The organism is Streptomyces sp. NPDC016640 (genome assembly GCF_043076215.1).
Classification (GTDB): Bacteria; Actinomycetota; Actinomycetes; order Streptomycetales; family Streptomycetaceae; genus Streptomyces.
Genome location: NZ_JBIBRG010000017.1, coordinates 107,064 through 124,115 on the forward strand (window position 1 = coordinate 107,064; position 17,052 = coordinate 124,115).

The following is a 17,052-nucleotide window of genomic DNA, read 5'->3' on the forward strand; positions in this document are numbered from 1 at the left end:
GCTCCGCACGCTTGCATACAGTGGCAGGACCGGCAGAAACGGCGGTCTCGACGGCCGCCTCCGCGATCGAAGGGACGTACATGCCCATGGGGCACACGGCCACAGCCCAGGCAGGCTCCGGCGGCCTGACAGCGACCGAGCACCGCCTGGCCAACGGCCTGCGCGTGGTGCTCTCCGAGGACCACCTGACCCCGGTCGCCGCGGTGTGCCTCTGGTACGACGTGGGTTCGCGTCACGAAGTCAAGGGGCGTACCGGTCTGGCTCACCTTTTCGAGCACCTCATGTTCCAGGGCTCCGCCCAGGTGAAGGGCAACGGTCACTTCGAGCTGGTCCAGGGCGCCGGCGGCTCCCTCAACGGCACCACCAGCTTCGAGCGCACCAACTACTTCGAGACCATGCCCGCCCACCAGCTGGAGCTCGCCCTCTGGCTGGAGGCCGACCGCATGGGCTCCCTGCTGACCGCCCTGGACGACGAGTCCATGGAGAACCAGCGGGACGTCGTCAAGAACGAGCGCCGCCAGCGGTACGACAACGTCCCCTACGGCACGGCCTTCGAGAAGCTGACCGCCCTCGCCTACCCGGAGGGCCACCCGTACCACCACACGCCCATCGGCTCGATGGCGGACCTGGACGCGGCCACCCTCGAGGACGCGCGGCAGTTCTTCCGCACGTACTACGCGCCGAACAACGCCGTGCTCTCCGTCGTCGGCGACATCGACCCGGAGCGGACGCTCGCCTGGATCGAGAAGTACTTCGGCTCCATCCCGCCCCACGACGGCAAGCCCGAACCGCGCGACGGCACGCTGCCCGACGTCATCGGCGGGCAGCTGCGCGAGATCGTGGAGGAGGAGGTCCCCGCGCGGGCCCTGATGGCCGCCTACCGGCTGCCGGAGGACGGCACACGCGCGTGCGACGCGGCGGACCTGGCGCTCACCGTCCTCGGCGGCGGCGAGTCCTCCCGGCTCTACAACCGGCTGGTACGGCGCGACCGCACGGCCGTGGCCGCCGGGTTCGGCCTGCTCCGGCTGGCCGGGGCGCCCTCCCTGGGCTGGCTGGACGTGAAGACGTCCGGCGACGTGGAGGTGCCGGTCATCGAGGCCGCCATCGACGAGGAGCTCGCCCGGTTCGCCGAGGAGGGCCCCACGGCCGAGGAGATGGAGGGCGCCCAGGCCCAGCTGGAGCGCGAGTGGCTCGACCGGCTCGGCACGGTCGCGGGCCGCGCCGACGAACTGTGCCGCTACGCCGTCCTGTTCGGCGACCCGCAGCTCGCCCTGACCGCCGTCCGGCGCATCCTCGACGTGACGGCGCAGGAGGTGCGGGAGGTCGCCCGGGCCCGCCTGCGCCCCGACAACCGCGCGGTGCTCGTCTACGAGCCCGTGGCCGCGGAGGCGGAGGACACCGAGGAAGCCGCCGCAGTCGCCGGCACCGACGAGAACGAGGAGACGGCGAAGTGACCGAGCTCGCCACGATGGACTTCCACCCGCAGCCGCAGGCGGGCGAGGCCAGGCCCTGGGCCTTCCCGGCCCCCGAACGCGGCACGCTCGGCAACGGCCTGACCGTGCTGCGCTGCCACCGTCCCGGCCAGCGGGTCGTCGCCGTCGAGGTGATCCTCGACGCGCCCCTGGAGGCCGAGCCGGCCGGACTCGACGGCGTGGCCACGATCATGGCGCGGGCCTTCTCCGAGGGCACCGACAAGCACTCCGCCGAGGAGTTCGCCGCCGAGCTGGAGCGCTGCGGCGCCACCCTGGACGCGCACGCCGACCACCCCGGCGTCCGCCTCAGCCTGGAGGTCCCGGCCTCCCGGCTCGCCAAGGGACTCGGGCTGGTCGCCGACGCCCTCAGGGCGCCCGCGTTCGCCGACAGCGAGGTCGAACGGCTCGTCCGCAACCGCCTCGACGAGATCCCGCACGAGCTGGCGAACCCCTCCCGCCGCGCCGCGAAGGAACTCTTCAGGGAGCTGTTCCCGGCGAGTTCGCGCATGTCGCGCCCGCGTCAGGGCAGCGAGGAGACGGTCGCGGGCATCGGCTCCGGGGCCGTACGCGCCTTCTACGACAAGCACGTGCGCCCCGCCACCGCCACCGCGGTGGTCGTCGGCGACCTCACCGGCGTCGACCTGGACGCGCTGCTCGGCGACACCCTGGGCTCCTGGACCGGCTCCGCGGCCCGGCCGCGGCCGATCCCGCCGGTGGTCGCCGACGACACGGGCCGGGTCGTGATCGTGGACCGCCCCGGCGCCGTCCAGACGCAGCTGCTGATCGGCCGTATCGGCCCCGACCGGCACGACCGGGTCTGGCCCGCGCAGGCGCTCGGCACGTACTGCCTCGGCGGCACCCTCACCTCCCGCCTGGACCGCGTCCTGCGCGAGGAGAAGGGCTACACCTACGGCGTACGGTCGTTCGGGCAGGTCCTCAGGTCCGCGCCGGACGGCACGGGCGCGGCGCTGCTGGCCATCAGCGGCTCCGTCGACACCCCGAACACCGGGCCCGCCCTCGAGGACCTGTGGACGGTGCTGCGCACGCTCGCCGCGCAGGGGCTCACCGACGCCGAACGCGACGTCGCCGTGCAGAACCTGGTGGGCGTGGCGCCGCTCAAGTACGAGACCGCCGCGGCCGTCGCGAGCACCCTGGCCGACCAGGTCGAGCAGCACCTGCCCGACCACTACCAGGCCGACCTGTACCGGCAGTTGGCCGCGACCGGCACCGTGGAGGCCACCGCGGCCGTCGTGAACGCCTTCCCGGTGGACCGCCTGGTGACCGTCCTCGTCGGAGACGCGGCGCAGATCAAGGGGTCCGTCGAGGCCCTCGGGCTCGGCGAGGTCACCGTCGTGACGGCCGAGTAGCGGGCCGCGGCCGCGCACCCGGGCCCTGGTGACACGGATGTCACCAGGGCCCACTCGTGCCCGAATTGAGGCGGAGGATTCCTGTCTGCCCTGTGGGATGCGCTACAAAAGCCGTGATTCGCTTGGGGATCGAAAGATCTCCCGCTTAGCGTCTTCCGGGCTGTTCGTCGGGCAGTGCGCCGCATCCGCGGCACCGGACAGTCATCGCCGAGTCCCCGCACGGCGCGAGCCAGGGGAGCCGGGGACCCGTGCAGTCCCTGGGGTGAATCGGACGCCCGCGCGTGTCGCGAGGGGGTCCGTAGGAGACCTTCCTGCTCCGAACCCGTCAGCTAACCCGGTAGGCGAGAGGGAAGGAAAGGACCAGCCTGTACATGGCGTTCACCCGCGCCACCGGGAAGCACCGTCGTCCCAGCCGGACGCAGCGCGGCACCGCCCGCGCGGCGGGCGTCGCGGCCCTCGCCACCACCGGCGCCGTCGGCTCCCTCACGGCCCCCGCGCTCGCCGCCGAACCGGCCGCGGCACGGACCGGCCTCACTCCCGTCGTCACCCTGGGCGACGCGGTCGCCGAGCGGATCGACGCCCAGGCGGCCGCCCAGCACGAGGCCGCACGAGAGGCAGCCGAGGCCGCCGCGCGGAAGGCCGCCGAGCAGGCCGCGCGCGAGAAGGCGGCCGAAGCGGCCGAGAAGGCCCGCGCGGAGAAGGAGCGCGCCGCGCGCGAGGCGGAGCGCGAGCGCCTCGACACCTTCGTCTCCCCGATCCCCGGCTCCTACGTGTCGACCTCCTACCGGAGCGGCGGCGCCGTCTGGTCCTCGGGCAGCCACACGGGTGTCGACTTCCACGCCGCGAGCGGCGCCACGGTCCGGTCGGTCGGCACCGGCACCGTCGTCGAGGCCGGCTGGGGCGGCGCGTACGGCAACCAGGTCGTCATCCGGATGAACGACGGCACGTACACCCAGTACGGCCACCTGTCGTCCATCGGCGTCTCGGTGGGGCAGCAGGTCGCCGCGGGGCAGCCGATCGGCCTCTCCGGCGCGACCGGCAACGTCACGGGCGCGCACCTGCACTTCGAGGCCCGGATGACCGCCGAGTACGGCTCCGACATCGATCCCGTCGCCTACCTCCGCGCGCACGGTGTGAACCTCTGAGACGTGCGGGCGCCGGCCGCCGGCGCGGCGGGCGCCCCGCTTCCCGTGGCCCCGGCTTCCGAGCCGGGGCTTTCGGCGTTTCAAAGGGACCGCTCGTCAAAAAATACGCACGGATTCCGGACCCCCGTCGGAAAATCCCGCCGATTGCAATAGAGTCACGGAACACACGTCAGTCTTCGACGTTTCACGGGGATTAAGCCGGAGGTCGGTCATGCGTATTCCCGCGCACTCGGTGTGCACGGCGATCCGGGACGACATCGTCGCGGGTGTCCACGAGCGCGGCAGCCGGCTCACCGAGGACCTCCTCGCCCGCCGTCACGGTGTCTCCCGCGTCCCCGTCCGGGAGGCGCTGCGCACGCTGGAGGCCGAGGGCTTCGTGGTGACCCGGCGGCACGCGGGCGCGTGCGTCGCGGAACCCACCGCGCGGGAGGCCGCCGACCTGCTGGAGATGCGTCTGCTCCTCGAGCCGCTCGCCGCCTCCCGCGCGGCCCAGCGCCGTACCGAGGCCCACTTGAAGGTGCTGCGCGGTCTCGTCCGGCTGGGCCAGGAACGCGCCCGTCAGGGCACCAGCGACGACCTGCGCTCCCTGGGCGGCTGGTTCCACGAGACGCTCGCCCAGTCCTGTGGCAGCCCGGCGCTGACGTCGCTGCTGACCCAGCTGCGGCACAAGATCGCCTGGATGTACACCACCGAGGGGCCCGCCGATCCGGTCGGGTACTGGGCCGAGCACGGCGCGATCGTGGACGCCGTGGCGCGCGGCGACGGCGAGCGCGCGCGGGCCGTCATGGCCTCGCACACCGAGCGCGCGAGCGCCGCGCACCGCCTGCGTTTCGCCCCCGGAGCCGATCGCACCGGCCGCGCGGACCGTGTGAGGAACCCGCAACATCCCGTAAACATGCCGAGCCTGCGTCATTAACACGGATCCCGTATACAAAGAGGGTGCATTCCCGGGGGTTATTCACACTGCCCGGAAAAAGGAAAACCGAAAGGCCCGCCCGATGGGTCGGGCGGGCCTTTCGGTGCCGGTTCGGGCGTAAAAGGAGCGCGGGGCTCAGACGGTCTCGGGGAGTTCCCCGAGGCCTTCGGAGACCAGCTTCGCCAGACGGTCCAGGGCGGCGTCGGCGCCCTCCGCGTCGGAGGCGAGGACGATCTCCTCGCCGCCCTGGGCGCCCAGGCCCAGAACGGCCAGCATGGAGGCCGCGTTGACGGGGTTGCCCCCGGCCTTGGCGATCGTCACCGGGACGCCTGCGGCCGTGGCGGCTCGGACGAAGATGGAGGCGGGGCGGGCGTGGAGACCCTCGGCCCAGCCGACGTTGACGCGGCGCTCAGCCATGTGTTGCTGCCCTTCGCTGTTCAGGGTTGTCTAGACCAGTTTCCCATATCGTGCGGCGTGCCCGGGAGCGGCGTCCGCTCCCGGTGACCGCCGGACCGCGGCCTCGGTCCGGCTCCCGTCCACCACAGACTGCCCCGCGCCGTTGCCGTACGCGAGCCGTACCCTGGGGCCCATGCAGACCTCGTCGGACCGGCACGAGTACCCCGCTCACTGGGAGGCCGACGTGGTGCTGCGCGACGGCGGCACCGCACGCATCCGCCCCATCACCGTCGATGACGCCGAGCGCCTGGTCAGCTTCTACGAGCAGGTGTCGGACGAGTCGAAGTACTACCGCTTCTTCGCGCCCTACCCTCGCCTGTCCGCCAAGGACGTCCACCGCTTCACGCACCACGACTTCGTGGACCGGGTGGGGCTCGCGGCCACCGTGGGCGGCGAGTTCATCGCCACCGTACGTTACGACCGGATCGGCTCCGACGGCGCGTCCGCGTCGGCGCCGGCCGACGAGGCGGAGGTCGCGTTCCTCGTGCAGGACGCCCACCAGGGCAGGGGCGTCGCCTCCGCCCTGCTCGAACACATCGGTGCCGTCGCGCGGGAGCGGGGTGTCCGCCGGTTCGCCGCCGAGGTGCTGCCCGCCAACACCAAGATGATCAAGGTGTTCACCGACGCCGGGTACACCCAGAAGCGCAGCTTCGAGGACGGCGTCGTCCGCCTGGAGTTCGATCTCGAACCCACCGACCGCTCCCTGGCCGTGCAGCACGCGCGCGAGCAGCGCGCCGAGGCACGCTCCGTGCAGCGGCTGCTCGCCCCCGGCTCGGTCGCCGTCGTCGGCGCCGGCCGCACACCCGGCGGCGTGGGCCGCAGCATCCTCGACCACCTCCGGGACGCCGGGTTCACCGGGCGGCTCCATGCCGTGAACAAGGCGTTCCCGGAAGACCTGGAGGACCTCGACGGGGTGCCCGCCCACCGCTCCGTCCGGGCCGTCGACGGGCCCGTCGACCTCGCGGTCGTCGCGGTGCCCGCCGAGCGCGTCCCCGAGGTCGTCACCGAGTGCGGCGAGCACGGGGTCCAGGGGCTCGTCGTCGTCTCCGCCGGCTACGCCGAATCCGGCCCCGACGGCCGCGAACGCCAGCGCGCCCTGGTGCGCCACGCACGCGCGTACGGCATGCGGATCATCGGCCCGAACGCCTTCGGCGTCATCAACACGTCCCCGGACGTACGGCTCAACGCCTCGCTCGCCCCCGGCATGCCCCGCCCCGGCCGGATCGGGCTGTTCGCCCAGTCCGGCGCCATCGGCGTCGCCCTGCTGTCGCGCCTGCACCGGCGCGGCGGCGGTGTGACCGGGGTGACGGGCGTGTCCACCTTCGTCTCGTCCGGCAACCGGGCCGACGTCTCCGGCAACGACGTCCTGCAGTACTGGTACGACGACCCGGACACCGATGTCGCGCTGATGTACCTGGAGTCCATCGGCAACCCCCGCAAGTTCGCCCGCCTCGCCCGCCGGACCGCGGCGGCGAAGCCGCTGGTCGTCGTCCAGGGCGCACGCCATGGGGCCGGCCCCCGCGGGCACGCCGTACGCGCGACCCGGCTGCCCCACGCGACGGTGTCCGCGCTGCTGCGGCAGGCCGGGGTGATCCGGGTGGACACCATCACCGAACTGGTCGACGCGGGCCTGCTGCTGGCCCGTCAGCCCCTGCCGGCCGGACCCCGGGTGGCGATCCTCGGCAACTCCGAGTCCCTGGGCCTGCTCACCTACGACGCCTGCCTGGCCGAGGGCCTGCGTCCGCACCCCCCGCTGGACCTCACCACCGCGGCGTCGGCGGCGGACTTCCACGCCGCCCTCTCCCGCGCGCTGACCGACGACACCTGTGACGCGGTGGTCGTGACCGCGATACCGGCGGTGGGCGAGGGGCCGGTCGGCGACGCGGCACTGGCGAGGGCGCTGCGCTCGGCCGCCGCCGCGACCCCGGCCAAGCCGGTGCTCGTGGTCCACGTGGAACTCGGCGGCCTCGCGGCGGCGCTGTCGGCCGCGACGAGCACGGCACCGCAGCCGTCACCGGCCGGTCCACCGGAGGCGACCGCCACACCGGCCGCGGAAGGCGACTCCTCGCCGCGGCCGGAAGGCGGCGCCGCACCGGAGGGGGCCGCGACCGCGGCACCCGCGCCGGGACGGCCCGCCGCCGGACCGGGCGCGCCCCACGCGACACCGCCCGCCGGCAGTCGCACGCCCACCGGGCCCACCGAACCCACCACGGCCGGCGGCGGCCCGTCCGCTCCCGTCGCGCCCCCCGAGGGCGACCACCTGATCCCCGCCTACCCCGCCGCCGAACGCGCCGTCCGCGCCCTCGCCCAGGCCGTCGCCTACGCGCAGTGGCGGCGGGACGCCGCCGACCCCGGCAAGGTGCCCGCCTACGAGGACATCGACGAGAGGGGCGCCGCCGCCCTCATCGACGGGCTGCTCGCGCGCGGGCAGGGCCTCACCCTCGGCGGCGAGGAGACCTGCGACCTGCTCGGCACGTACGGCGTACAGGTGCACCGGGCCATGCCCGCACCCACCCCCGACGCCGCCGCCGGGGCCGCGCGCACCCTCGGCTTCCCCGTGGCGCTCAAGGCGACCGCCCCGCACCTCAGGCACCGCGCCGACCTGGGCGGCGTACGCCTGGACCTCGCGGACGAGGAACAGCTGCGCCGGGCGTACGCCGAACTGACCGGACTGTTCGGCGCGCCGCAGGAGTTGCGCCCCGTGGTGCAGCGCATGGCGCCGCGCGGCGTCGACACCGTCGTGCGCGCGGTGATCGACCCCGCCGCCGGATCCGTCCTGTCCTTCGGTCTCGCCGGGGCCGCCTCACAACTGCTCGGTGACACGGCGCACCGGCTGATCCCGGTCACCGACCGGGACGCGGCCTCGCTGGTGCGATCGATCCGCACGGCCCCGCTCCTGTTCGGCTGGCGCGGCTCGGCACCGGTCGACACCCCGGCCCTGGAGGAACTGCTGCTGAGGGTGTCGCGGCTGGTCGACGACCATCCGGAGGTCGTCGCGGTCACCCTGGAGCCGGTCGTCGTCGCCCCGCACGGCGTGAGCGTCCTGGGCGCCTCCGTACGCCTGGCCCCGCCCCCCGCCCGCGACGACCTCGGCCCGCGGACCCTCCCGGCGTACTGAGGGCGGACCCGCCGCTCGCGGAGTGAGATGAGCGGTGCCTCGCAGCCGGTGGTCCCCCGTAGGATGGGCGTCATGGCCAAGACCAGTACGACGACCCAGGGGCTGCGGGCGGCGATCGAGCGCAGCGGCTACTACCCGGCCCTCGTGGCCGAGGCGGTGGAGGCCGCCGTGGGCGGCGAGCCCGTCCGGTCGTACCTGGTCCATCAGGAGACGACGTTCGACCAGAACGAGGTGCGGCGGCATGTGACCGTGCTCGTCCTCACCGGCAACCGCTTCATCGTCAGCCACACCGACGAGCAGGCCGCGGACAGCACCTCGCCGACGCCGTACGCCACCACGTCCACGGAGTCGGTCAAGCTCAGCCGGATCTCGTCCATCGTGGTCAGCAGGGTGGTCGCCAACCCCGAGTCGTACACGCCGGGCACGCTGCCGCGCGAGATCGTGCTCACCATCGGCTGGGGCGCCGTTGCCCGCATCGACCTGGAGCCGGCCGCCTGCGGCGACCCGAACTGCGAGGCCGACCACGGCTACACGGGCAACTCGACGGCCGACGACCTGAGCCTGCGGGTCAGCGAGGCCGGTGACGGGCCGGAGACGGTGCGCCAGGCCCTCACCTTCGCGCAGGCCCTCTCCGAGGCGACCGCGGATCCGACGCACTGATGGCGCAGCCCGCACGCCCCGCGCGGCCCACGTCCGCCACGCAGCCCGTGCCTCCGGCGCACACCGCCGCCCGGGACCTGTACCCGCAGCCTCTCTCCGTCGACTCCGCACCCCTGCCCGAATACGGCACGGGTTCGCTCGCCGACCTGCTGCCCACGCTCGCCGCCGGCCTGGGTGTCCCCGGTACGACCGCCGCGATCGCCGAACTGGCGCCCGCCGACCGGAACTGCGTGTTCCTGATCGACGGACTGGGCTGGGAGCAGCTGAAGGCGCACCCGGAGGAAGCCCCCTTCATGACGTCCCTGCTGACCGCCTCGCGCGGTGGCACCGGCCGTCCGATCACCGCCGGGTACCCGGCGACCACCGCCACCTCCCTGGCCTCCGTCGGCACCGGTCTGCCGCCGGGCGCGCACGGCCTGCCCGGCTACACCGTGCGCGATCCCGGCACCGGCGAACTGATGAACCAGCTGCGCTGGCAGCCGTGGACCCCGCCGGGTGCCTGGCAGCCGTACCCCACGGTGTTCGAGCTGGCCCACCGCGCGGGAGTGCACGCCGCCCAGGTGTCCTCCCCGGCCTTCGCCAACACCCCGCTGACCAAGATCGCGCTCAGTGGCGGGACCTTCCACGGACGGCTGTCCGGCGAGGAGCGCATGGACCTCGCGGCCGAGCAACTGGCCGCCGCCGACCGCTCCCTGGTCTACACGTACTACGCCGAGGTCGACGGTGCGGGCCACCGCTTCGGCGTCGACTCCGACACCTGGCGCGGCCAGCTCATGTACGTGGACCGCCTGGTCCAGCGCCTGGCCGAACAGCTGCCCCCGCGCAGCGCCCTCTACGTCACCGCCGACCACGGCATGGTCGACGTCCCCTTCGACGAGCAGCACCGCATCGACTTCGACGAGGACTGGGAGCTGAAGGCGGGCGTCGCCCTGCTCGGCGGTGAGGGCCGCGCCCGGCACGTCTACGCCGTACCCGGCGCCGCCAGTGACGTGCTGGCCTGCTGGCGTGAGGTGCTCGGCGAGCAGTTCTGGGTGGCCTCGCGCGACGAGGCGATCGAGGCGGGCTGGTTCGGCCCGGCCGTGGACGAGCGCGTGTACCCCCGGATCGGTGACGTGGTCGCCGCCGCGCGGGACGACGTCCTGCTGATCGCCTCCGAGCGGGAGCCGAGGGAGTCGGCGATGGTCGGCAACCACGGTTCGATGACCCCTGCCGAGCAGCTGGTCCCGCTGCTCGAAGTACGCTCCTGAGTCTTTGCCCGCGACTCCTGCCGAAAGGTGCCCGACCCCCCATGCCCGAACTGGTGTTCTTCTCCGGAACGATGGACTGCGGGAAGTCGACGCTGGCTCTCCAGATCGAGCACAATCGTTCGGCACGCGGCCTGACCGGCATGATCTTCACCCGTAACGACCGGGCCGGCGAGGGCAAGCTGTCCTCCCGCCTCGGCCTGGTCACGGACGCGGTGGAGGTCGGCGACGGCGCGGACCTGTACGCGTATCTCGTCGACCACCTCTCCAAGGGCCTGCGCGCCGACTACGTCATCGCGGACGAGGCGCAGTTCCTGTCCCCGGAGCAGATCGACCAGCTCGCGCGCGTGGTGGACGACCTGGAACTCGACGTCTACGCCTTCGGCATCACGACCGACTTCCGCTCCAAACTGTTCCCCGGCTCCCAGCGCCTGGTGGAACTCGCCGACCGCGTCGAGGTCCTCCAGGTCGAGGCCCTGTGCTGGTGCGGGGCCCGGGCCACGCACAACGCCCGCACGGTCGGCGGGGTCATGGTCGTCGAGGGCGCCCAGGTGGTCGTCGGCGACGTCACCGGCTCCGCGGACGAGGTCGGCTACGAGGTCCTGTGCCGCCGTCACCACCGGCGCCGCATGACGGCCGCGACGTCCCGCGCGGCGGCGCTGTCCCCGGACGTGCTGCCGGTGTCGTCCTCCTGAGGGCTCCTCAGCGCGGCCCCTGCAACAGTGCGAACCTCGCCCCCTGCGGGTCCGCGACCGTGGCCGCACGGCCGCGGTCGCTCTCGCGGGCCGGCTCCAGGACCTGGCCGCCCAGGCGGACGACCCGGTCCACCGCCTCGTCGGTGTCGGTCACGGTGAAGTACGTCATCCAGTGCGCGCCCCGGTTCCGGGGCAGGGCGTTGCCCACCCCGCGGACGCCGGCCACCGGGCGGCCGTTCAGGTGGAGCGTGACGTGGTCGAGGTCGGCGGAGGCCACCGGCTCCGTCTCGTGGCCGAACACGGCCGCGTAGAACTTGGTCACGTGGGTGGACTCGTAGGTGGTCAGCTCGTTCCAGGCGGGGGAGCCCGGCGCGCCGGTGACGCCGGTGCCGGAGGGCCCGGACGCCCGGCAGATGCCGAAGACGGCACCGCCGGGGTCGGAGCCGATCGCCAGCCGCCCGGCGCCGGCGGCGTCCAGCGGGCCCACGCCGATCGTGCCGCCGCACGACCGCACCGCCTCGGCCGTCAGGTCCACGTCGTCCGAGGCGAACCAGGGCGTCCAGGCGGGTCGCGGACAGCGCTCCGGCGGCAGGCTGCCGATGCCGGCCACCTCCTGCCCGTCGAGCAGGGCGCGGACGGAGGGACCGGGCTGCTGGGGGCCGGGCCGGAACTCCCAGCCGAACAGCGCCCCGTAGAACTCCTCGGTCGTGCCCAGTCCGTGCACCATGAGGCTCACCCGGCAGGGTGTGCCGGGTGTGTGCCGAGCGGGCGCCTCGCCGTTCGGGCGGGCGCCCCGTGCGTCGGTCATCGTCACTCTCTTCTCGGCCGCCCGTGCGGTGGCCGTCGTCCTCTCGCCCCCTGCGGGGCGGCGTCGCGTCCGCCCGGCGGTTCATCGCCGCGCCGACGCCGGCACAGTACGTGGCCGATTCCGTACTCCTGGTGACCGGTCCGGCCCGGCCGAGCAGAGTAGCGGGACCCGGGCGACTCGGCCACCCCCGTACGCGAGGATGGTGACCATGAACGCCATCATCTCCGCATCCGAGCTCGCGAGCGCGCTGGCGGGCGCGAACCCGCCGGTCCTGCTCGACGTCCGCTGGCAGCTCAGCACGGCCACGGCGCCGTTCGACGGACGGGCCGCGTACGAGGCCGGGCATCTTCCCGGCGCCGTCTTCGTCGACCTGGACGAGGAGCTGGCGTCCGCGCCGGGCGGGGGCGGACGCCATCCGCTGCCGGACCTCGCGGTGTTCGGCGCCGCGATGCGGCGGGCGGGGGTGTCGTCGGGGACGCCGGTCGTCGTGTACGACGGGGGCATGGGCTGGGGGGCCGCGCGCGCGTGGTGGCTGCTGCGCTGGACGGGTCACCCGGACGTGCGGGTCCTCGATGGTCAGTTGCCGTCCTGGGAGGGACCGTTGGAGACGGCGGTGCCGCAGCCGGCCGAGGGCGACTTCGTCCCCGCGCCGGGGGCGGCCGGGCTGCTCGACGCCGACGGTGCGGCCGCGCTGGCGCGCTCGGGGGTGCTGCTGGACGCCCGCGCGGGGGAGCGGTACCGCGGTGAGGTGGAGCCGATCGACCGGGTCGGCGGGCACATCCCGGGCGCGGTCTCGGCGCCCACCACGGGGAACGTCGGCCCCGACGGCCGGTTCCTGTCCGCCGCGGAACTGCACGCCCGCTTCACGGCATGCGGCGTGTCGCGGAGTTCACCGGTGGGCGTGTACTGCGGCTCGGGCGTCTCCGCGGCGCACGAGGTACTGGCACTGGCGGTCGCGGGCATCCCGGCGGCGCTGTACGTCGGGTCCTGGTCGGAGTGGTCGTCGGACCCGCGGCGGCCGGTCGCGGTGGGACCGGACCCGCAGTAGACCGAACGAGCGCGGCGCCTGGCAGCGCGTGAGGGGCGCTCACCCCACGGTGAGCGCCCCTCACGCGTCGGTGTCTCGTCAACCGGCCGTGGGCGGGGACCGCCCGAACGGCTTACTCCTGCTTCTTCCGCCGCGTCCCGAACACGATCTCGTCCCAGCTCGGCACCGCCGCACGGCGGCCCGGACGGACGCCGTCCGCCTCCGCCTGACGATCGGTCGAACCGACGAGGCGGTCCCGGTGGCTGCCGACCGAACGCGGCATGAGGACGTCCGCGTAGGCGGACCCGGCCGAGGCCGCGGGGGCCGGCGGCTCCTCCGCCTCGGACTCGGCGTCCGGCTCCTCGGGCGGGGTCTCGGGGGCGAGTTCCGGGACCACCAGGTCGCCCCGGAAGCTCGGTACCGCCTCCAGCAGGCTGGTCAGCGAGTCCCGCTCGGCCGAGGCCGTGGCCGCGATGGACTCGTCGGCGGGCTCGGACGCCTGCGCGGGCAGGCCCAGCCGCTCGCGGTCGCCGGAACGGTCCAGCGGACGGTCGCGCGGCAGCCGGGCGATGCGCGGGACGAACGGGAAGCTGGGCTCGGGCGCGGCGAGGTCGTCGGACTCGCCGATCAGCGAGCGCGCCTCGTCGTCGACGGCCTGGACGAGCCGGCGGGGCGGGTCGTACGTCCAGATCGCCGAGTGCGGCTCACCGGCGACCCGGTAGACCAGCAGCACCTCCCAGGTGCCGTCGTCGCGGCGCCAGGAGTCCCACTGGACGGTGTCCTTCTCCGCGCCGCGCAGCAGCAATCGCTCCTGCACGGCCTCGCCGAGCGGGGGACCGGAGTTCTCACCGGGTCTGCGGACCGGCGTCTTGCGGGCGCGCTCGGCCATGAAGGCACGCTCGGCGAGGACCGGGCCCTCGAAACGGCGTACGCGGTCCACGGGGATGCCGGCCATCTGGGCGACCTCTTCCGCGGTCGCGCCGGCTCGTATACGTGCCTGGATGTCGCGGGGGCGGAGATGGCTCTCCACCTCGATCTCGATCTGGCCGAGGCGGGGACGGTCGCCGCGCACGGCGGCGCGGAGCCGTTCGTCGATCGGAAGCGTGTACTCCGTGCTGTCCGCAGCCTTCAGCACCAGCCGTGTGCCGTCATTCGAGACGGCCACGACACGCAGTTCGGGCATGGGGACCTCCCGGGTGGTGCCTGCCGACGTCACGTGCGTCGCTGCTTCCGCTAGTCGAGTGTGGCCTGCCCGGGTGCAGCCTGCCACAACCTTGCCGAGTTGCCCGGCGTGTCGGGCACGGGCCCGGGATCGCCGTTATGGCACGGTTACCCATTCGCAACGCTGAGTGACCAACCGCGTCACCCTGTGCACCCAGCCCCCTCCCGGCGGTCCCGGGGGTTCCGGGCACCCTGACGGGAGACCGGAACCCAGGGCTCGCCACAGTACTCCATTTGGGCCACGTGCGTGGATTGGCGCGCCGCCCGACTTCTGGCAAGGGGCGGGACTCGGCCGCCGTTACCCGGTGTCGTCGATCTTGAACGTGAAGAACTTCACGCAGTCACCGCAAACGGAATGAATCCTCTAGGCGCCCAGAACCCTCCGCAAGTAGTCGTTGCGGAACCGGCGTTCCGGGTCGAGGCGGTTGCGGAGCGCCGTGAACTCCCCGAAGCGCGGGTACACGCGGGCGAGGTGGTCGGCGTCGCGCGTGTGGATCTTCCCCCAGTGGGGCCGCCCCTCGTGCGCGGTGAAGATGCGCTCGGCCGCGGTGAAATACCCCTGATAGGGGGTGCCCTTGAACATGTGGACGGCGATGTACGCGCTGTCGCGGCCGGACGCCGTGGAGAGCGTGATGTCGTCGGCCGGCGCGGTGCGCACCTCCACGGGGAAGCTGACCCGCAGCGGTGAGCGGTCGACCATGGCCTTCAGCTCCCGCAGCGTCTCCACCAGGGCCTCGCGCGGAAGGGCGTACTCCATCTCCACGAAGCGCACCCGGCGCGGCGAGGTGAACACCTTGTAGGGGAGGTCGGTGTAGGTCCGCCCGGACAGCGCCTTGCTGGAGATCCGCGCGATGGCCGGAACCGTCGCGGGGACCGCGCGGCCGACCCAGTTGGCCACCTGGAACACCCCGTTGGACAGGAACTCGTCCTCGAGCCAGCCCCTGAGCCGCGGTACCGGACGCTCCGGGCCCGCGCTGCGGTTGTTGCGCTTGGTATGGGTGTTGCCGGTGTGCGGAAACCAGTAGAACTCGAAGTGCTCGTTCTCGGCGTGCAGTTGATCGAACTCGGCACAGACCCGGTCGAAGGGCATCGGCTCCTCGCGGGCCGTGAGCAGGAAGACCGGTTCCACGGCGAAGGTGATCGCGGTGACGACGCCGAGGGCACCGAGACCGACGCGGGCGGCGGCGAAGACGTCCGGTTTCTCCCCCTCGGAGCAGGTGAGCACCGAACCGTCGGCGGTGACCAGCTCCAGACCGCGGATCTGGGCGGCGAGGGAGGCGGAGTCGCGGCCGGTGCCGTGGGTGCCGGTGCCGGTGGCCCCGGAGACCGTCTGCTCCATGATGTCGCCCATGTTGGTCAGCGACAGGCCCTCACGCGCGAGGGCCACGTTGAGTCTCCTGAGCGGTGTGCCCGCCCCGACCGTGACGGTGCCGGCCGCGCGGTCGATGTGGCGGATGCCGGTCAGCAGATGAGGGCGGATCAACACGCCGTCGGTGGCGGCTATGGCGGTGAAGGAGTGCCCGGTACCGACCGCCTTCACCGGCAGGCCCTCCTCGGCGGCCCGGCGTACGGCGGCGGCCAGCTCGTCGACGGAGGCGGGCGCGACCTCCCGCGCGGGGCGGGCGGAGGCGGTGCCTCCCCAGTTACGCCACGTGCCGTTCCTCGCGCTCGCCGTGCTGCCCAACGGAGCCTCCCCGACCCGGTGCCGGCCGCTTGAGCCGGCGGTACCCGAGAAAACCGACCGCGACCGCGACGGCCCCGGCCACCGCCGGGACCCCGTACCCGGCACGCGCCCCGGCCGCGTCGATCACCCAGCCGGCCGCGGAGGAGCCGACCGCGACCCCGACCGCGAGCCCGGTGCTCACCCAGGTCATGCCCTCGGTGAGCTGCGCGCGTGGTACGTGCTGCTCGATGAGGGACATCGTCGTGATCATCGTGGGAGCGATGGACAGACCCGCAACGAACAGCGCCACGGTCAGAAACGGCAGGTTCCCGACCAGTAGGAGTGGGATCATACTCACGGCCATGGCGCACACGCCCAGCAACCAGCGACGTTCCGCCGCCCCCGCGAAGTGCAGCAGCCCGAACACGACGCCGGCCGCGCAGGAGCCCAGGGCGTACACGGCCAGCACCACACTGGCGGCGGCCTTGTGGCCCTGTTCCTCGGCGAAGGCGACGGTGACCACGTCCACGGCGCCGAAGATCGCCCCCGTCGCCACGAACGTCGCGACCAGGACCTGAAGACCCGTGGAGCGCAGCGGCGAGCCGCCGCTCCCGTGGTCGCGCGGGTGCGGCGCGGGCTCGGTGGCGTGCTGCGCGGTCAGCCAGAAGACGCCGGCCGCCAGGAAGCACGCCGCGAGCAGCGGGCCGGCCTCCGGGAACCAGGCCGTGGACAGCCCGATGGAGACGATCGGCCCGAAGATGAAGCAGATCTCGTCCACCACGGACTCGAAGGAGTACGCGGTGTGCAGTTTCGGGGTGCCCCGGTACAGGGCCGCCCAGCGGGCCCGGATCATCGCGCCGACGCTCGGCACGCAACCGACGCCCACGCACGCGACGAACAGCACCCACTCCGGCCAGTCGTAGTGCGCGGCGAACAGCAGCACCGCCGCGGCGGCCAGCGAGATCAGCGTCGCCGGACGCAGCACCCGCCGCTGTCCGTACCGGTCCACCAGGCGGGAGACCTGCGGACCCGCCACCGCCGCGGCGAGCGCGAGGGTGGCGGACAGGGCGCCGGCCAGTCCGTACCGTCCGGTGAGCTGGGAGATCATCGTCACCACGCCGATGCCCATCATGGACAACGGCATCCGGCCGAGGAACCCCGCGGCGGAGAAGGCCTTGCTGCCGGGAGCGGCGAACAGGGCGCGGTAGGGGCTGGGCACGGGATCTCCGAAGGTCTCAGTAAGGCGCGACCGCAGTCGGT

General features: G+C 73.5%; 14 protein-coding genes and 1 riboswitch. Of the genes, 9 read left to right on the plus strand and 5 right to left on the minus strand.

Features of this window, described 5'->3' with window-relative positions:
* Positions 1–80 precede the first annotated feature (80 nt).
* From ACF07S_RS29030 to ACF07S_RS29045, 4 genes are all read left to right on the plus strand, one after another.
* Complete coding sequence (locus ACF07S_RS29030) at positions 81–1,454, plus strand: M16 family metallopeptidase (RefSeq protein ID WP_391966214.1); 1,374 nt, start codon at positions 81–83, stop codon at positions 1,452–1,454.
* A complete protein-coding gene (locus ACF07S_RS29035) occupies positions 1,451–2,839 on the plus strand; it encodes a M16 family metallopeptidase (RefSeq protein ID WP_391966213.1) in 1,389 nt (462 codons plus the stop codon). The genes ACF07S_RS29030 and ACF07S_RS29035 overlap by 4 nt, the downstream gene beginning before the upstream one ends.
* Before the next feature lie 195 nt (positions 2,840–3,034).
* Positions 3,035–3,198: riboswitch (cyclic di-AMP (ydaO/yuaA leader) on the plus strand.
* 12 nt (positions 3,199–3,210) lie between these two features.
* Positions 3,211–3,984, plus strand: coding sequence for a M23 family metallopeptidase (locus ACF07S_RS29040; protein ID WP_391975551.1), 774 nt, complete (start codon positions 3,211–3,213; stop codon positions 3,982–3,984).
* 211 nt (positions 3,985–4,195) lie between these two features.
* On the plus strand, positions 4,196–4,900 hold the full coding sequence (locus ACF07S_RS29045) for a GntR family transcriptional regulator (RefSeq protein WP_391966211.1): 705 nt from the start codon (positions 4,196–4,198) through the stop codon (positions 4,898–4,900).
* Between the two features lie 135 nt (positions 4,901–5,035).
* Here ACF07S_RS29045 and ACF07S_RS29050 read toward each other — a convergent pair whose 3' ends face one another.
* Complete coding sequence (locus ACF07S_RS29050; RefSeq protein WP_391966210.1) at positions 5,036–5,317, minus strand: HPr family phosphocarrier protein; 282 nt, start codon at positions 5,315–5,317, stop codon at positions 5,036–5,038.
* A gap of 172 nt (positions 5,318–5,489) precedes the next feature.
* On the opposite strand from ACF07S_RS29050, the gene ACF07S_RS29055 reads away from it, so the two are divergent.
* From ACF07S_RS29055 to ACF07S_RS29070, 4 genes are all read left to right on the plus strand, one after another.
* Positions 5,490–8,474 carry a GNAT family N-acetyltransferase gene (locus tag ACF07S_RS29055; protein ID WP_391975552.1) on the plus strand — a complete coding sequence of 995 codons (2,985 nt, stop codon included), beginning with the start codon at positions 5,490–5,492 and terminating at the stop codon, positions 8,472–8,474.
* A gap of 72 nt (positions 8,475–8,546) precedes the next feature.
* Positions 8,547–9,134 (plus strand): DUF5998 family protein, encoded by a 588-nt coding sequence (locus ACF07S_RS29060; protein ID WP_391966208.1) that lies wholly within the window; start codon positions 8,547–8,549, stop codon positions 9,132–9,134.
* Positions 9,134–10,381, plus strand: coding sequence for an alkaline phosphatase family protein (locus ACF07S_RS29065; protein ID WP_391966207.1), 1,248 nt, complete (start codon positions 9,134–9,136; stop codon positions 10,379–10,381). Before ACF07S_RS29060 ends, ACF07S_RS29065 begins: the two co-directional genes overlap by 1 nt.
* A gap of 41 nt (positions 10,382–10,422) precedes the next feature.
* The gene (locus ACF07S_RS29070) at positions 10,423–11,073 is read left to right on the plus strand and encodes a thymidine kinase (RefSeq protein ID WP_391966206.1); all 651 of its coding nucleotides are present in this window, start codon (positions 10,423–10,425) and stop codon (positions 11,071–11,073) included.
* A 7-nt stretch (positions 11,074–11,080) separates the two neighbouring features.
* Here ACF07S_RS29070 and ACF07S_RS29075 read toward each other — a convergent pair whose 3' ends face one another.
* A complete protein-coding gene (locus tag ACF07S_RS29075; RefSeq protein WP_391966205.1) occupies positions 11,081–11,881 on the minus strand; it encodes a VOC family protein in 801 nt (266 codons plus the stop codon).
* Between the two features lie 208 nt (positions 11,882–12,089).
* Here ACF07S_RS29075 and ACF07S_RS29080 point away from each other — a divergent pair, with 208 nt between their 5' ends.
* Positions 12,090–12,929 (plus strand): sulfurtransferase, encoded by an 840-nt coding sequence (locus ACF07S_RS29080; protein ID WP_391975553.1) that lies wholly within the window; start codon positions 12,090–12,092, stop codon positions 12,927–12,929.
* Between the two features lie 112 nt (positions 12,930–13,041).
* On the opposite strand, the gene sepH is transcribed toward ACF07S_RS29080, so the two are convergent.
* From sepH to ACF07S_RS29095, 3 genes are all read right to left on the minus strand, one after another.
* A complete protein-coding gene (gene sepH / locus ACF07S_RS29085) occupies positions 13,042–14,091 on the minus strand; it encodes a septation protein SepH (RefSeq protein WP_391975554.1) in 1,050 nt (349 codons plus the stop codon).
* A 402-nt stretch (positions 14,092–14,493) separates the two neighbouring features.
* Positions 14,494–15,813: a D-arabinono-1,4-lactone oxidase gene (locus ACF07S_RS29090; RefSeq protein WP_391975555.1), complete on the minus strand. Its 1,320-nt coding sequence runs from the start codon at positions 15,811–15,813 to the stop codon at positions 14,494–14,496.
* On the minus strand, positions 15,773–17,011 hold the full coding sequence (locus ACF07S_RS29095) for an MFS transporter (RefSeq protein WP_391975556.1): 1,239 nt from the start codon (positions 17,009–17,011) through the stop codon (positions 15,773–15,775). Before ACF07S_RS29095 ends, ACF07S_RS29090 begins: the two co-directional genes overlap by 41 nt.
* Positions 17,012–17,052: the final 41 nt, after the last annotated feature.